The organism is Streptomyces milbemycinicus, assembly GCF_002154605.1.
GTDB classification, from domain to species: domain Bacteria; phylum Actinomycetota; class Actinomycetes; order Streptomycetales; family Streptomycetaceae; genus Streptomyces; species Streptomyces milbemycinicus.
This window is the reverse complement of sequence record NZ_MUNE01000468.1, coordinates 1-14,570: the sequence shown is the minus strand read 5'-3', so window position 1 is coordinate 14,570 and position 14,570 is coordinate 1. Positions and strand designations below refer to the sequence as shown.

Genomic DNA, 14,570 nt, shown 5'->3' with positions numbered 1-14,570 from the left:
CCGCGGCACCCCGCGCGGCGCCGAGGCGGCCGGTGCCGAGAAGCCCGGCCCCAAGCTCAACACCGGCTCCCCGGTGCGAGTGAACCAGGTCGGCTATCTGACCCACGGCCCCAAGAAGGGCACCGTCGTCACCGACGCCACCAAGCCCCTGACGTGGACCCTCCGGGCCGCCGACGGCACCAAGCGAGCCAGCGGCACCACCACGCCCAGGGGCATCGACCCCAGCTCCGGGCAGAACGTCCAGACCTTTGACTTCAGCAAGGTCACGGACAAGGGCAAGGGGTACACCGTCAACATCGACGGTAAGCAGAGTGAGCCGTTCTCCATCAGCGACGACCTCTACAGCTCGCTGCGCCGCGACTCGCTGGAGTACTTCTACCAGAACCGCAGCGGCATCAAGATCGACGCTGATCTCGTCGGCGGCAAGTACGCCCGCCCCGCGGGTCATGGCAAGGCCGCTCCGCACCAGGGCGACACCGACGTCCCGTGCCAGCAGGGCGTCTGCGACTACCGCCGCAATGTCTCCGGTGGCTGGTACGACGCCGGCGACCAGGGCAAGTACGTCGTCAACGGCGGTATCTCCGTGGCCCAGCTGATGTCGGAGTTCGAGCGCACCAAGACCACCAAGGGCGCCGACGCCAAGCCGCTGGGCGACGGCAAGCTCCGGGTGCCCGAGCACGGCAACGGCATCCCGGACATCCTCGACGAGGCCCGCTGGGAGATGGACTTCCTGATGCGCATGCAGGTGCCTCAGGGCAAGCCGCTCGCCGGTATGGCCTTCCATAAGGTGCACGACAAGGAGTGGACCGGGTTCCCGACGCGGCCGGACCAGGACAAGCAGCAGCGTGAGCTGCACACGCCGTCCACCGCCGCCACGCTCAACCTGGCGGCCACCGCCGCCCAGAGCGCCCGCCTCTTCAAGCCCTACGACCCGCAGTTCGCCGCCCGGAGCCTGCACGTGGCCAAGACCGCCTGGGCCGCGGCCAAGGCGCATCCGAATATGCTCGCCAGCGACCAGGACTCCACGGGCGGTGGCGCGTACGGCGACAGCAACGTCAGCGACGAGTTCTACTGGGCCGCTTCCGAGCTGTTCATCACCACCGGTGACAACACCTACCGCAAGGCCGTCCTCGACTCTCCGCTGTACGGCGACGTCGACGCGATCTTCCCGCGGACCAGCGCCCTGTCCTGGGCGTCGACCGCGGGCCTCGGACAGCTCGACCTGGCCACCGTGCCCAACAAGCTCACCGCCAAGCAGCGCGCCGAGGTGCGCAAGACGGTGATCCGGGCCGCCGACCGCTACGCCGCGTTCTCCGCGAAGTCGGCGTACGGCGTGCCGTACGCGCCGAAGAGCGGCAAGTACGAGTGGGGTTCCAACAGCCAGGTGCTGAACAACATGGTCGTGCTCGCCACGGCACACGATCTGACCGGTAAGACCCGCTACCGTGACGCGGTGCTGCGCGGCATGGACTATCTGCTGGGCGGGAACCCGCTCAACCAGTCCTATGTCACGGGCTACGGCGAACGCGACTCGCACCGCCAGCACCACCGCTTCTGGGCGCATCAGCTCGACGCCAAGCTGCCGAGCCCCTCGCCCGGCACGCTGGCCGGTGGCCCGAACTCCGGTCTTGAGGACCCGGTCGCCCAGAAGAAGCTCAAGGGCTGCGCCCCGGCGATGTGCTACACCGACGACATCATGGCGTTCTCCACCAACGAGGTGACCATCAACTGGAACGCCCCGCTGGCCTGGATCTCGTCGTATGTCGACGATCTGGGCAAGAGCATGGCCTACAAGGGCTGAGCCGGCGAAGGCTGAGCCGGTAAGGGCTCAGTCGGCCACGCCATACCGCCGAGGGCGGTCGTGCACAGTGCGCGACCGCCCTCGACGCATGAGCAGGGGCGTCAGGAGATGGTTATGGCCAGTTCGTCGTCGGTGAAGGTGCCGTGCGCGGGGTTGATGTCTGTCTCTCCGCCGCGGCCGTCGCAGTTTCGGTCCGGGTTGAACAACAGGTAGGTGCCCGAGGAGCAGCTGATGGCCATTTCGGCGTCGCCGCCCAGGACCACGCTGCCGGACAGATTGGCCCCGCCCTGGACGATGGCGTTGTCCTTGACCACGACGTTGCCGCCGACGGTGGCGCCGGAATTCACCCAGGACAGGCCCTCGATACGGGCGTTGCCGGTGACGGTGGAGCTGCCGTACACCGCGGCGCGCGGGCCGACGTAGACGCTGGCTGCGACGTTGGCGCGGTTGTCGACCCAGCCACCGCCGTTGGAGTGCCAGTGTCCGCCGCCGGTGGCGGCCGGCTTCTGGTAGCCCGGCTCAGAGCCGGACGGGACGGCGCCGCTGATCCGGAACTCGTACGGATAGCGGTAGTTCTTGGTGTAGCCGTCGAGGTAGGGGTAGTGGTGCATGGTGCTCGGGGCGCCGGTGACCACCAGGTACACCTCCTTCTCGCCGGGCTGGGTCTGGAAGCTGAGCTGGCCGTCGGCGCTGGTGGAGACGGGGCCGTAGCGCGGGGTGCCGTTCTTCACCGCGACAAAGCCGTAGGACCAGCCGGACCCGGCGGCCGCGTTGACATGGCCCTTGAGATGCAGCTTGATCAGCGCCCCATCGCTGCTGGGCACCAGCTTGATCTTGTTGTAGCCGTAGTCGGACGGGGCGAGCGGGTCCGGGATGGCGTAGTGGCCGGCGGACTGGTTGACGGCGTTCACCGGGACACCGTTGTAGGCGTTGATGAAGCCCGCGCCGTAGACGTTGTTGATGAACGGCATGATGTGCGACCGGTTGGAGTAGTCGTAGGTGACCTGGCGCTGCGCGTACTCGGCGATCCGCGTGTTCAGCTGGGCCTGGCTGAGGTTGTTGATCCGCCGGTAGACCTCCAGCGGGTGTTCGTTGTTCTTGGCCTGGTTCCAGATGTCGGTGAAGGTCTTCATCCCGCCGTAGCGGTCGACCAGGTACTGCACCAGCATCCAGTTGCCGTAGTGGTGGCGGCTGGAGGAGTAGGCGAGGTTCTCGGTGCGCAGGAACCGGGTCAGATCGCCCGCGCCCCCGTCCGGGTACACCTGCATCGCCATGTACTCTGCGCCGGTCTCCCAGAACGTCCCGGCCGACGGGTCGGTCAGCCCGGCGCCGCCGCCCTTGCCCATGAACGTGTAGTTCTGGAACACATGGCCCAGCTCATGGGCCAGTCCCCAGGAGCCGGGCTGGGCCGCGCCGGGAGCGATGTTGATCACGCCGACCCTGCCGTCGGCCTGGCCGCCCGAGGCCCAGGCGTTGAGGTTGCTGTTGTTCCAGGTCTGGGTGACGATCACATCGATCTTGTACTGGGACAGCAGGCCGGTCTCCGGCGTGAACTGCAGCGAGTTGACGTAGAAGGTGTACAGCCGCTCCAACTGGCTGAGGATGTCATCGGGGTCGAACCGGTACTGCCCCGAGGCGTTCTTGGGGTCGGTGCCCGACTTCTCCCCCCACAGCAGGATGAAATTGTTCGACTCCTTGGTCCGGTTCTGGGCCCATGGCACCTCGCCGGTCGCCGCCCAGCTCGGCGGGATGTACACCGTCTTGGCCGCGGCTGCCGTCGGTGCCTGCGGGCGCGCGGTCGCCGGTGTCACGCCCAGCGCGGCGGTGAGCGCCAGCAGCGCCGCTGCCGCGATCAATCGTCGCGGCCATGTCAATAATGGGGATCTCATGCCCGATCCTCCGATTCCGATGGGGTTCCCGTGGGGTGTGAGGAAATAGTGTCACGGGAGCGCTCCCACGGCCATGGTCGCGCGCATCGGCCGGACCGGCCCGCACAACTTCGGTGCGAGGACGGGGGCTCGGCGCCTACAACCATTCATCCCCCTCGCATGTCACCTAGACGACGCAAACAGCGTCCAGAGGTAATAAGGGGGATACATGAAGCTTTCTCGCCATATGGCCGCCACCGCGGTCCTGGCCTCCGCCGTCGCGGGCACCGCGGCCCTCGCCCCGCAGGCCACGGCCGCCACCAGGGCTGCGTACAACGGGGTCTGCGGCAGCGGCTACAAGGTGGTGAACTCGGCGCCGATCGGCCAGAAGGGCACCGTCTACCTGACGTACAACTCCGCGAAGGGCAAGAACTGTGTGGTGACCGTGCGGAACACCACGGGCGCCCCGCTCCCGATGTTCGCCTACCTCTATGCGTACGACGGCGCGTACCAGGAGGACGTCGGCGACTACACGTCCTACGCGGGACCGGTGTACGTGGAGGCGCGCGGGAAGTGCGTGGACTGGGCCGGCGGTATCGACAACCAGGCGACCTGGACGTACGGGAGCAACTGCGGATCGCTGACGGAGCACCGGGTGACCAAGGGCTGGTGACCGGCGGCCGGTTCGCCGCCGGGGCCGATGCCTTCGCGCAACCGCGCGTCGGGTGGGGTGGTACGTTCCGACCGGCGCCCCTGTGGTGTCGTTGACCCTGCCCCCTGCGGAAAGGCTCTGACTGTGGCGGCCAGCCTCTCGGACGGCTTGAAGAAGTACCTCGACGAATCGCGTGCGTTCGTGACCGTGGCGACCATCTCGCCGGACGGCCGACCGCATCTGACGGTCGTCTGGGTGATCCGCGATGGTGACGACCTGTTGTTCTCCACGACCGTGGACCGGCTGCAGGGCAGGAACCTCCACCGTGACCCGCGGATAACCCTGATGGTCAACCCGCCGGAGAACCCGTACGTCTACGCCGAGATCCGCGGCACCGCCACCCTCGCCCCGGACGGCGACAAGGAAGTGCTGAACAAGCTGTCGCTGAAGTACACGGGCAAGGACTACGCCACCTTCAACCCGTCCTCCAAGGACGACGGTGAGCGGGTCATCGTACGAGTCAGCCCGACCAAGGTCGTGGGCCGGCTCTGAACCACCGCACCCCCCGCGCCCCGCCGAGCGGCCCGATGCCGCTCGGACGGGCGCGGGGGGTGTTCCCGCGCTCAGCGTCCCCGCAGGGCGGCCAGCGTGGCGTCGAGGTCGGCGGGGCGGGGCCGGTTGTGGGGGAGTCTGGCGAGGAGCGCGGCCATGCCGCAGGTGTTGGTGAGCGCCGAGAACACCAGACCTCCCGCGATGCCCGCCGAGACCAGCTGCCAGGCCGGGTGCAGCAGACCGAGGCCCAGACCGGTCAGTACGACGGCCCCGGCGGTGAAGCGGACCTGACGCTCCATGCTCCAGGTGGCGCGGGCGGCGGTATCGGGGCGGTGCAGCTCATGGCCGCGGTCCGCCCAGGCGCTGGTCCCTCCGGTCAGGGTCGCGGCGGCCACCCCGTGCGCGGCGAGTGTCCGGCACGCCTTGGCGGAGCGGGTGCCGGACGCGCAGACCAGGAGTATGCCGCCCCTCCGGGCGGCCTCCTCGATCGCGGGCAGGGCGCGGCCGAGCTGGTCCAGGGGGACGTTGAGGGCGGCGGGCAGATGTCCCGTGGCGTACTCGCCCGGTGTGCGGACATCGATGACCGTGAGGTCGTGCAGACGGGCGCGGGCCTGGTCGGCGGTGCAGGTGTCGGGAGCGTTCATGGTGGTGCACATCCTGAGGGTTGTCGACGGTGCCCCATGCGGAGGGGTAAATTACCCCTAGGGGTATTGTGTGGAGGTGTTTTCGTGGAACTGGATCTCGCCGGCGCGGAGCTGAAGGCCGTACTGAACCGGCTGCGGCGTGCTCAGGGGCAGATCTCCGGTGTGATCCGGATGATCGAGGAGGGGCGGGACTGCGAGGACGTCGTCACTCAGCTCGCCGCCGCGTCGCGCGCCTTGGACCGGGCGGGCTTCGCCATCATCGCCACCGGGCTGCAGCAGTGTCTGACCGACGTCGAGGCGCGTGGAAACGCGGACGAGGACCGGGATCAGATGCGCGCCAGGCTGGAGAAGCTGTTTCTCTCCCTCGCCTGACGCTGATCGACGTGACGCTCATACGATCACGTCGATCAGCATGAGCGCCGCCACGGCCAGCAGCACCGAGGCGAAGACCCGCCGGAGCACATCGCCGGAGACCTTGGCCGCGAGACGTTTCCCGTCCCAGGCGCCGAGGAGCGCGGTCGCGGCGAAGGGCGCGAGGAGCGCCCAGTCGATGCCGTGGGCGCTGCCGCCGCGGGCAAGCAGCGCGGCCAGCGAGTTGGCGGTGATGACCAGCAGGCTGGTGCCGACCGCGGCCCGCATCCGCAGGCCGAGCGCGCCCACCAGGGCCGGTACGGCGAGAAAGCCGCCGCCCACGCCCAGCACGCCCGTCACGGCGCCGAGCCCGGCCCCGGCCCCGGCGGCCCGGCCCGGTCGTACCGGTCGGCTGCCCTCCTCTTGGGGTGCGTGCCGGAACATCCGCAGCGATGCGGCAGCCGCGACGAGGGCGAACGCCGCGGTGAGCAGGGAAGGCGGCAAATGGCCCGCGGCCAGTCCGCCCAGGGCCGCGGGCAGCAGGCCCGCGGCCGCGAAGAGCGCCCCCGTACGCCAGCGGACGTTGCCGTCGCGCGCGTGTGCGTACAGCGCGGTGGCGGAGGTGGCGGTGACGATGATCAGGCTCGCGGTGGTGGCCGCGGCGGGGGTGAAGCCGAGCAGATAGATCAGAGCGGGGACGGCCAGCACGCTGCCGCCGCCCCCGAGGGCACCCAGCGCGAGGCCGATGACGGCCCCGGCGGCCAGGGCGAGAAGCGCGGTACTCACGCTGTCCGGCCGCCGTCGCCCGGGCCATCGGCCACCGCGCCGCCGTCGCCCGCCACCGCGCTGTTGTCACCCGGGCGGGCCACCACCGGCAGGCCCGCCTCGGCCCAGGCCCCCATCCCGCCGGTGACGTCCACAGCGTCGATGCCACGCCCGACGAGCAGTTCGACCGCTTGCCGGGAGCGGTTGCCGGTACGGCAGATCACCACGAGCGCGCGGTCCTGGACGCCCTGGGGCAGCGGCGCTCCGGCCGTCAGCCCGGACAGTGGCGCGAGCACCGCGCCGGGTGCGTGTCCGGCGGCCCACTCCTCCGGTTCGCGCACATCCAGCAGCACCGCGTCGCCATGGGTTCCAGTGCGGATCCGGGCCTGGTCCACGGTGATCCGCCCAGGGCGACTCCCGCACATGGCGGAGACGACCGGCAGTCCGGCCTCGCGTGCGGCGTCGAACCCGTCGTCGACGGCGACGACGGACCGGCCGGCGGCGTCCAGCAGCGAGGCGGCGATGGCGGCCCGCATGCCCCCGGCGCAGTGCACCCACACGGTGCCCGGCGGGATCTCCGCGAGCCGGTCCCGCAGCTGGTGCACGGGGATGTGCAGCGAGCCCGCGATGTGCTCCCGGGCGCGCTCGGACTCCCGGCGGACATCGACGACCGTCCCTCGGTCGCCGGCCCGAGTGGCGAGTTCGGCGAAGGTGGCGCGCGGGAAGGAGCGTGGCCGCTCCCCGTCCCGCAGCCATCCCGCGAGGGGGCCGGTGGCGGCGGCAGCGGGCCGGTCGATGCCGACGCGGACGAGTTCGCGCTGGGCGGCGGCCAGTTGCTCGGGCGACTCGGCGAGCAGGGTGACCGGCTTGCCCCAGGGGAGCAACCAGGCCAGATAGGTGGCGAGTTGACCATCGGCCGCGAAGTTGAACGTGCCGCCGACATGCCCCTCGGCGAAGGCGACGCGGTTGCGGAGGTCGACGACCCATTCGCCGGCCGCCAGGCGCGCGGCGATCTCGTCGGCGTCCGCGCGGGCGGGCGGGGTCAGGTCGACGGGCGCCGGTCCGGCGGCGTTGGCCGGGCCCATGTGCGCGTAATACGCGGGTATGTCGTCCAGGCCCGACAGCAGCCGGGCGACGAAGGTGTCGGCGTCCTCGGTGACCGCCTCGTTGGTGGCGCGTTGCTCGCCGATCGTCGTCGCGTCGCCCGCGGCCGGCCCGGAGGAGCAGAAGCTCCCGAAGCCATGGGTGGGCAGCACGGCGGTCTCGTCCGGCAGCTCGGCGGCGAGCCTGCGGACGGACGCGTGCTGGGCTCGGGCCAGCCGCTCGGTCAGCCGCGGCTCGACCAGATCCGGGCGCCCGACCGTGCCGATGAGCAGCGACCCGCCGGTGAAGACGGCCACCGCCCGCCCGGCTTCCTCCAGTACGTACGCGGTGTGGTGCGGGGTGTGGCCGGGCGTGGCCAGCGCGCGCAGCGCCAGCCCGTCGCCGATGTCCACGGTGTCCCCGTCGCCGACCGGCACCCGCTCATAGGCCACCCGCGCCCCGGCGGGAACCATGTAGCCGGCGCCGGTGAGCCGGGCGAGCTCCAGGCCGCCGGTCACGTAGTCGTTGTGCACATGCGTCTCGACCACGTGGGAGATGCGCACTCCCCGCCGAGCGGCCATGGCGATGATCCGGTCGATGTCGCGGGGCGGGTCGACCACCACGGCCACTTCGCGGCCGCCGGCCAGATAGCCGCGGTTTCCCAGCCCCGGCACGTCCACGGTGTCGATGAAGAACACGAGCACGCTCCTTTCGTCTCTCATTTACCCCCGGGGGTATATGGCCGACCCTAGCAGAATTACCCCCGGGGGTATCCAGGGAGGGGTGTAGAGGCGTAGAAAGCGCTGTCTCCTCCCTGGATGGCGAGACTCAGAAAACGCCCACCAGCAGGCGCAATGAGCCCATGAGGCAGGCATGTTCGGCGAAACGCGTGTGTGGTGCCTTGACAGGGGTGGCTGAGAGCGCTTTCTATGACTCGGCCGCAGCGCGGTAACCATCCCGAGGAAGGGGTCGACGATGACACCTATGCACCCAGCCAGACGGGCCGGACGAGGCCGGCTGCTCGGCCCGCTCGTCGCGGTCGCCCTGGGCGCGCTTCCGCTGCTCGGGCCGCCCGCCACCGCCCGGGCCGACGACCCGCCGGGCGGCACCACGTACTACGTGGATTCGCGCTCGGGGAACGACAGCGCTTCGGGCACCAGCGCCGCCACGCCCTGGCGGAGCCTCGACCAGGTCAACCGGACGACGTTCCGGCCCGGCGACCGCATCCTGCTCAAGGCCGGTGGCTCATGGCAGGGGCAGCTGTGGCCCAAGGGGTCGGGCGAGGAGCACCGGCCGATCGTGATCGGCGACTACGGCAAGGGGCCGAAGCCGAGGATTCAGGGGGAGGGGCGGGTCGATGACGCGGTCCGCCTGTTCAACCAGGAGTACTGGCAGATCCGCGACCTCGACGTCAGCAACGCCGTCCCCGCCACCGGCACGCCCGGTGAGAACCTGCGCGATCTGCGCGGCATCCATGTGTCGGGGGACGACTCACGACGGCTCGACCACTTCGTCATCGAACGGGTCGACGTCCACGACGTCACGGGCGAGGTGAACTGGATCAGCGGCAGCGTCTCGAACAACGCCCCGGGAATCCACTTCAAGACAGGCTGGGACGGCTCGAAAAAGACGGGCGGCATCATCTTCGACACCACCGTGCCCGACATCACCGCACCGCCCGCCACCCCGACCGTTCTCAACGACATCCAGGTGCGGCACTCCACGGTGCGCAACACCTCGTTCGCCGGGATCGTGGTGAAGCAGTACACGGGTGACGGGAAAGACGCGAACGGCAACACCATCGCCACCCCGACCGGCTGGGGCACCCGCACCTCGGCCACCGACACCACCTTCACCCCGCACACCAAGGTGACCATCCGGGACAACTACATCACCCAGGCCGGCACGGCCTATGGATGCAACGGGATCTATCTGACCAATGTGCGGGGCGCCCTGGTCGATCACAACGTGGTCGACGCGACGGGGACCTCGGGCATCGAGACCTACTACTCCGACGATGTGGTGATCCAGCGCAACGAGGTGTACCGGACGCAGCAGAAGGCCGGCGGCGCCGACTCCAACGGCATCGACGCGGACAAGGGCACCACACGGGTCGTCATCCAGTACAACTTCGTGCACGACAACGGAGACGGCTTCCTGCTCTGCCAGTTCGCGTTCGGCGACGTCGTGGTCCGCTACAACATCGTCAGCGGAAACTCCCGGTACCCCATCTATCTGCACTCCGACAAGGCGGCCACCGCGGAGGTCTACAACAACACCGTGTACAACGCGACGAGCCGCTACGTGGTGTACGGCTACGGGTCCTCCCTCGCCGCCCGGTACGACCTCCACGACAACGCCTTCTACTCGTCGGTCGCCGACGCGTCCCTGACCACCAGCCCGACCATCACCTACGGCCGTAACTTCTACGGCGGCGCCACGCTGCCCGTCCCCGCGACCGACACCGCCGCCCGCACGGGCGACCCGCTGTTCCGCGACCCGGCGGTCTCGGGTCCGTACGGTACGGCCGCCACCGGACCGCAGCTCAGCACGGCCCTGGGCTTCGCCCCGGCCAAGGGGTCACCGCTGATCGACGGCGCCGCGGCCACCCCGGACAACGGCGGCCGTGACTACATCGGCACCCGGCTGTACCAGGGCGCCCCGGACACCGGCGCCGTCGAGTACCGGCAGTGACGGCCGTGCCCGGCCGGTGGCGGAACCGCCGGCCGGGCACGCCACACCGGGTGTTGGCGAACACGGCACACCGGGTGCTGGTAAAGAGGGGAAGGTGACCCATGACCACCCCGCATCCGCCCCGCGCGTGCAGCCCGGGCAAACCCGCGACGAGTGGCGCTCCGTACGAGCGGACCTGAACCGGCGCCGGTCCGAGCTGACCGCCCGCGCCGCCGAAGTCTTCCCCGCCCACCTGCGGGTGGTCGGCACCCCCCTGCTCGCCCGGCCGGGGTGGATCCCCGACCGGCCCGTCCCGCTGGAGCGGGTGCGGCTGGTGTGGACCGGCGAGACCCCCGCTACTCCAGTGGACGGGCACAGCCCCGCGCTCGATCCCATTCGGCCGCTGCGCGACGACGGCACACCGTACGCCTCCTACGCCGAGGCCGTTGGTGAGCTGGCGCGCCCCCGCCTCTTCGAAAACCGCGCGTGTTACCGGCTGCTCCAGGTGAGGGGCGATGACGCAGCCACGCTCACCTTCGGCCGCGGACACTACTTCGATGTCATCGACATCTGCGAGGCCGCGGCGCACGAATTCGCCGCGGCGAACCCCGCGGGCGGCGTGCGGGCCCCGGACCCGGCCCGCACGCCGTTCCGCGCCTTCATCGGCGACCCGACCGATCTGACCCGCCGCCCGGTCATGGCGGGCGTCAGCACTCTCGTCCTGCGCCACGACCCGGGCCCCGCCCCGGGGGACAGCACAGCCGAGTTCATCCTGCACTGGCGTGACCCGGCCAAGGTCGCCACCGCGGGCGGGCTCCACCAGGTGACGCCGGTCGGCATGTTCCAGCCGTCCCACGACGCCCCCTGGAACGAGGCCAACGACTTCGGTCTGTGGCGCGCGATCGTCCGGGAGCTCAGCGAGGAACTGCTGGGCACGAGCGAGGACTACGGCAGCGACAGCGCGCCCATCGACTACGACGCATGGCCCTTCAACCGGGCCCTGGGCGAGGCCCGCGCCTCGGGTGCGGTGAGTGTCCACTGGCTGGGGCTCGGCGTGGACCCGCTGACGTTCGTCATCGACATGCTCACCGTGCTCGTCCTGGACGCCGGGATCTTCGACGAGCTCTTCCAGGACCTGGCCGCGACGAACGACGAAGGACATCTCGTCGGCGTCGAGGACGGCACCGGCCGCTCGACGGGCGTGCCCTTCCGGGCCGACCACATCGAACGGCTCACGACGGTGGAACCCATGCAGCCCGCCGGTGCCGCCCTGCTCAGGCTCGCCTGGCTCCACCGGGAAGCGCTGCTGGGACGGGCCTGACCTGACCCGTCCCAGCAGACATCAGCCGGCCATCAGCGGCGCAACGTCAGCCAGTCGATCGCGGCGACCCGGGGGCCGCCGGTGGCGACGAGATAGACGTCATGGGTGCCGGCGACGGTGCGGGGGAGTGCCACCGACCGCTCCTCCCAGGTGTCGGTTGAGCCGGTGTCCGGCACCGGCAACGTGGCGGCCACCCGGCCGTCCGGGGCGTCGAGCCGCAGCTGCAGCGAGCAGCCCCGGCCGCAGCCGGCGGAGGCCAGCCGTACGGTCAGCCTGTCCGCGCCCGCGCCGAACCGCACTCCGCGGAAGCCGATCCGGTCGCCCGAGCCGAGCACTCCGGTGGCCGCGTCGCCCCGCTCGGCCCCGCGTACGGAGGTGGCCTGCTCGGCCTGGAGGGTGGCCGCGGCGTCCGGGCCGTCCGCGTAGAGCCGGATCTCGTTGACCGCCCAGGGAACTTCGCCGGGGGCCGTCAGCTCGACACGCAGATAGCGCGCGGTCCGCTGCTCGAACACCGCGTCCTGGGTGAAGGAGCGGCCGCCGACCCGGGCGACGGGGGCGCCCCAGTGGCTGCCGTCGTCACTGACGGACACGGCGAATCCGTATGGGTGGCCGGTGGCGTCCATGCCGGCGTCGATCGACAGCCGGTCGAAGGTCTTGGCCGTGCCGAGGTCGAGCGTGAGCGACTGGCCCGCGGCCTGTGCTGCCGCGCCCTTCCACTGGGTGGTCTGGACGCCGTCCACGGCGGCTGAGGCGTCGGTGCCGTCGGAGGCAGTGGCCTTCCAGCCGTCGTTGCGGACCCGCGACTGGCAGCCCGGCAAATTGCAGCCGGACGACCAGATCGGCGCGCCGTACTCGTACGCCCCCTGGTCGGGGCCCGCGCCCCGGACGCCGGTGGTCACCCCGTCCACGGTCTCGCCGGCGTCGATGGCGGGCGAGCCCTCGCGCGGCCACAGCTCGCCGTTGCGCGCGTCGGTGTAGCCCGGGTCGGTGGGCGGCAGCAGGTTGCTGCGCACCACCGGGGCCGGGTCGCCCGGCCCGCTGATCTCCATCGGCGCGAGCGCCACATCGTTGCTGACGTAGGTGCCCGAGGCGTCCGTCGCTCCGCTCAGCCGGACGGCGGTGGAGACACCGAGGCCGTAGGTGGAGTTGTGGTCGCGGTTGCCGAGGCTGACGCTGCTGTGGCCGTTGAAGAAGGTCCCGCGGGAGCCGGTGTTGTACGCCACGTTGTGGTGCAGCAGGAAGTTTCCGGAGGAGTTGTCGATGTAGTAGCCGACCTGGCCGTCGGCGTCGTGGACGGTGTTGTGGTCGACGCTGGTGCCCTTGGCGTCCAGGTTGCAGCACACATAGAACGGGCTGCCGTCACGCGAGGTGCGCATGGCCTCGGACAGGTCGTTGTAGGCGATGCGGTTGTCGTGGAAGGGCACCCCGTTGAGCTGCCAGGCGGTGTCGATGCTCGCCCGGCCGGTGCGCCGGATCGTGTTGCGGGTGACGGTGTGTCCGCTGCCGTTGATCTCGATACCGGGCGTGTAGCTGCCCATCCAGCCGACGTCGTGGATATACGTGTTGGTCACGGTGTTCCCGCTGCCGCGCAGCAGCACGCCGGTGCCCGCGGAGTACCCGATATCGCTGTCGCGCAGGGTGTTGCCGCTGCCGCGGATCTGCACCCCCGAGCCAAGCACCCGGGCGGCGACGATATGCCCCTCGAAGGGCGGGATGGCCAGTTCGTCGTCGCGCGGCATGGGCAGGGTCGAGAACTCGGAGATGTAGCGGGCCCGCAACCCCTCGACGAGCACGCCCGTGCTGGTGTCGCCGGTGCGCAGCGAGGTGCCCCACAGATCGAGCCCCCGGACGGTGACATACGAGCTGCCGGCCAGGTCCACGCCCCAGCTCTGGTACTTCGCGGTTACGGTGTGGCCCGCGAGGCCCCCTTTGGGCGGGACCAGGTACAGCCGCTTCGCGTCCTTGTCGTAGTACCACTCGCCCGGCTGGTCGAGGGTGGACTTGGCGCCGACCAGGTAGTAGTTGCGGTAGTTCTGGTCGCCCATGCACAGCGGGGTGCAGCGGTAGTTGCCGCCCTTGAAGTCGAGCGCGCCGGGGGCGGTGGCGGTCACCGTGCCGGTCTGCTGGCTCCAGGGGTTGGACCCGGCCCACAGATGGACGGTGGCGCCGGTGAAGTCGCCGGCCGGCAGGTCGGGGTCGTCGATGTGCTGGTCGGTGGAGGTCCGCTCGGCCACGGCCCAGGACGGATTGAGCGGATCGGGTCCCGAGTTGGGCCAACGCCCCTCCATGGCCCGCTCGCCGTCGACGAACAGGGCGTTCTCGCTGGGGTCGAGCGGCAGGTCCACGTCGGTGGCGACCAGCCCGTCGCCCGCGTCCCGCCAGCCCGTCACGGTCTTGGTGCCGTCGACGGTGACGGTGCCGTCCCCGTACGCGGCGATGGTGATCGGCGCGTCCTTGGTGCCCGAGGGCGGGGCGACGCGCTCGCGATAGCGGCCGCGGTGGACCAGACAGGTGTCCCCGGGCCGGACCAGCTCGGAGCAGCGGCCGATGGTGCGCAGCGGGTGCGCCGCGGTGCCGTCCGCCCGGTCGGCGCCCCAGGTGGCGACGTGGTACGTATGGCCCCGGGACACGCCGGCCGCGGTGTCGGCCGCCGCGGCCCCCGGGAGCGATGTCGTGGCCACGGCCGCCGCTGCCGCGGCGACCATGGCCACGATCCTGAACGCGGATCTCATGTACTGCCTCCAATGGTGGGGTGTGCGGGTGGACGCCTCCAGGCGGCCTCGCCCTCCGGCCCCGCGGCGGTGCCGAGGACGACACAGCGCAGCCAGTGCTCACCGGACAGCTGACGCCCGGTGAGCAC

Annotated in this window: 11 protein-coding genes; 6 read left to right on the top strand and 5 right to left on the bottom strand. The window is 70.7% G+C overall.

Annotated elements, in window-relative coordinates; genetic code table 11:
• The coding region (locus CCN51_RS33730) for a glycoside hydrolase family 9 protein (protein ID WP_086860461.1) at positions 1–1,801 on the top strand (1,801 nt) is incomplete at its 5' end.
• 101 nt (positions 1,802–1,902) lie between these two features.
• On the opposite strand, the gene CCN51_RS33725 is transcribed toward CCN51_RS33730, so the two are convergent.
• The gene (locus CCN51_RS33725; protein ID WP_043486290.1) at positions 1,903–3,690 is read right to left on the bottom strand and encodes a DUF6055 domain-containing protein; all 1,788 of its coding nucleotides are present in this window, start codon (positions 3,688–3,690) and stop codon (positions 1,903–1,905) included.
• A gap of 208 nt (positions 3,691–3,898) precedes the next feature.
• Between CCN51_RS33725 and CCN51_RS33720 the strand changes: the two genes are divergently transcribed.
• Positions 3,899–4,342: a hypothetical protein gene (locus tag CCN51_RS33720; RefSeq protein ID WP_043486288.1), complete on the top strand. Its 444-nt coding sequence runs from the start codon at positions 3,899–3,901 to the stop codon at positions 4,340–4,342.
• A 123-nt stretch (positions 4,343–4,465) separates the two neighbouring features.
• Positions 4,466–4,873 carry a PPOX class F420-dependent oxidoreductase gene (locus CCN51_RS33715; protein ID WP_014174406.1) on the top strand — a complete coding sequence of 136 codons (408 nt, stop codon included), beginning with the start codon at positions 4,466–4,468 and terminating at the stop codon, positions 4,871–4,873.
• 71 nt (positions 4,874–4,944) lie between these two features.
• On the opposite strand, the gene CCN51_RS33710 is transcribed toward CCN51_RS33715, so the two are convergent.
• The gene (locus CCN51_RS33710; RefSeq protein WP_014174405.1) at positions 4,945–5,517 is read right to left on the bottom strand and encodes a rhodanese-like domain-containing protein; all 573 of its coding nucleotides are present in this window, start codon (positions 5,515–5,517) and stop codon (positions 4,945–4,947) included.
• Positions 5,518–5,601: 84 nt separating this feature from the next.
• Here CCN51_RS33710 and CCN51_RS33705 point away from each other — a divergent pair, with 84 nt between their 5' ends.
• The gene (locus CCN51_RS33705) at positions 5,602–5,889 is read left to right on the top strand and encodes a metal-sensitive transcriptional regulator (RefSeq protein ID WP_014174404.1); all 288 of its coding nucleotides are present in this window, start codon (positions 5,602–5,604) and stop codon (positions 5,887–5,889) included.
• An 18-nt stretch (positions 5,890–5,907) separates the two neighbouring features.
• On the opposite strand, the gene CCN51_RS33700 is transcribed toward CCN51_RS33705, so the two are convergent.
• Together CCN51_RS33700 and CCN51_RS33695 are read right to left on the bottom strand one after the other, a co-directional pair.
• On the bottom strand, positions 5,908–6,654 hold the full coding sequence (locus tag CCN51_RS33700) for a sulfite exporter TauE/SafE family protein (RefSeq protein WP_014174403.1): 747 nt from the start codon (positions 6,652–6,654) through the stop codon (positions 5,908–5,910).
• A complete protein-coding gene (locus tag CCN51_RS33695; protein ID WP_078610351.1) occupies positions 6,651–8,414 on the bottom strand; it encodes an MBL fold metallo-hydrolase in 1,764 nt (587 codons plus the stop codon). The genes CCN51_RS33700 and CCN51_RS33695 overlap by 4 nt, the downstream gene beginning before the upstream one ends.
• 286 nt (positions 8,415–8,700) lie before the next feature.
• On the opposite strand from CCN51_RS33695, the gene CCN51_RS33690 reads away from it, so the two are divergent.
• Positions 8,701–10,410, top strand: a complete 1,710-nt coding sequence (locus CCN51_RS33690; protein ID WP_014174401.1) for a right-handed parallel beta-helix repeat-containing protein — start codon at positions 8,701–8,703, stop codon at positions 10,408–10,410.
• Between the two features lie 94 nt (positions 10,411–10,504).
• A complete protein-coding gene (locus tag CCN51_RS33685) occupies positions 10,505–11,710 on the top strand; it encodes a hypothetical protein (RefSeq protein WP_014174400.1) in 1,206 nt (401 codons plus the stop codon).
• Positions 11,711–11,742: 32 nt separating this feature from the next.
• On the opposite strand, the gene CCN51_RS33680 is transcribed toward CCN51_RS33685, so the two are convergent.
• Positions 11,743–14,442, bottom strand: coding sequence for a carbohydrate-binding protein (locus CCN51_RS33680; RefSeq protein WP_245881722.1), 2,700 nt, complete (start codon positions 14,440–14,442; stop codon positions 11,743–11,745).
• Positions 14,443–14,570: the final 128 nt, after the last annotated feature.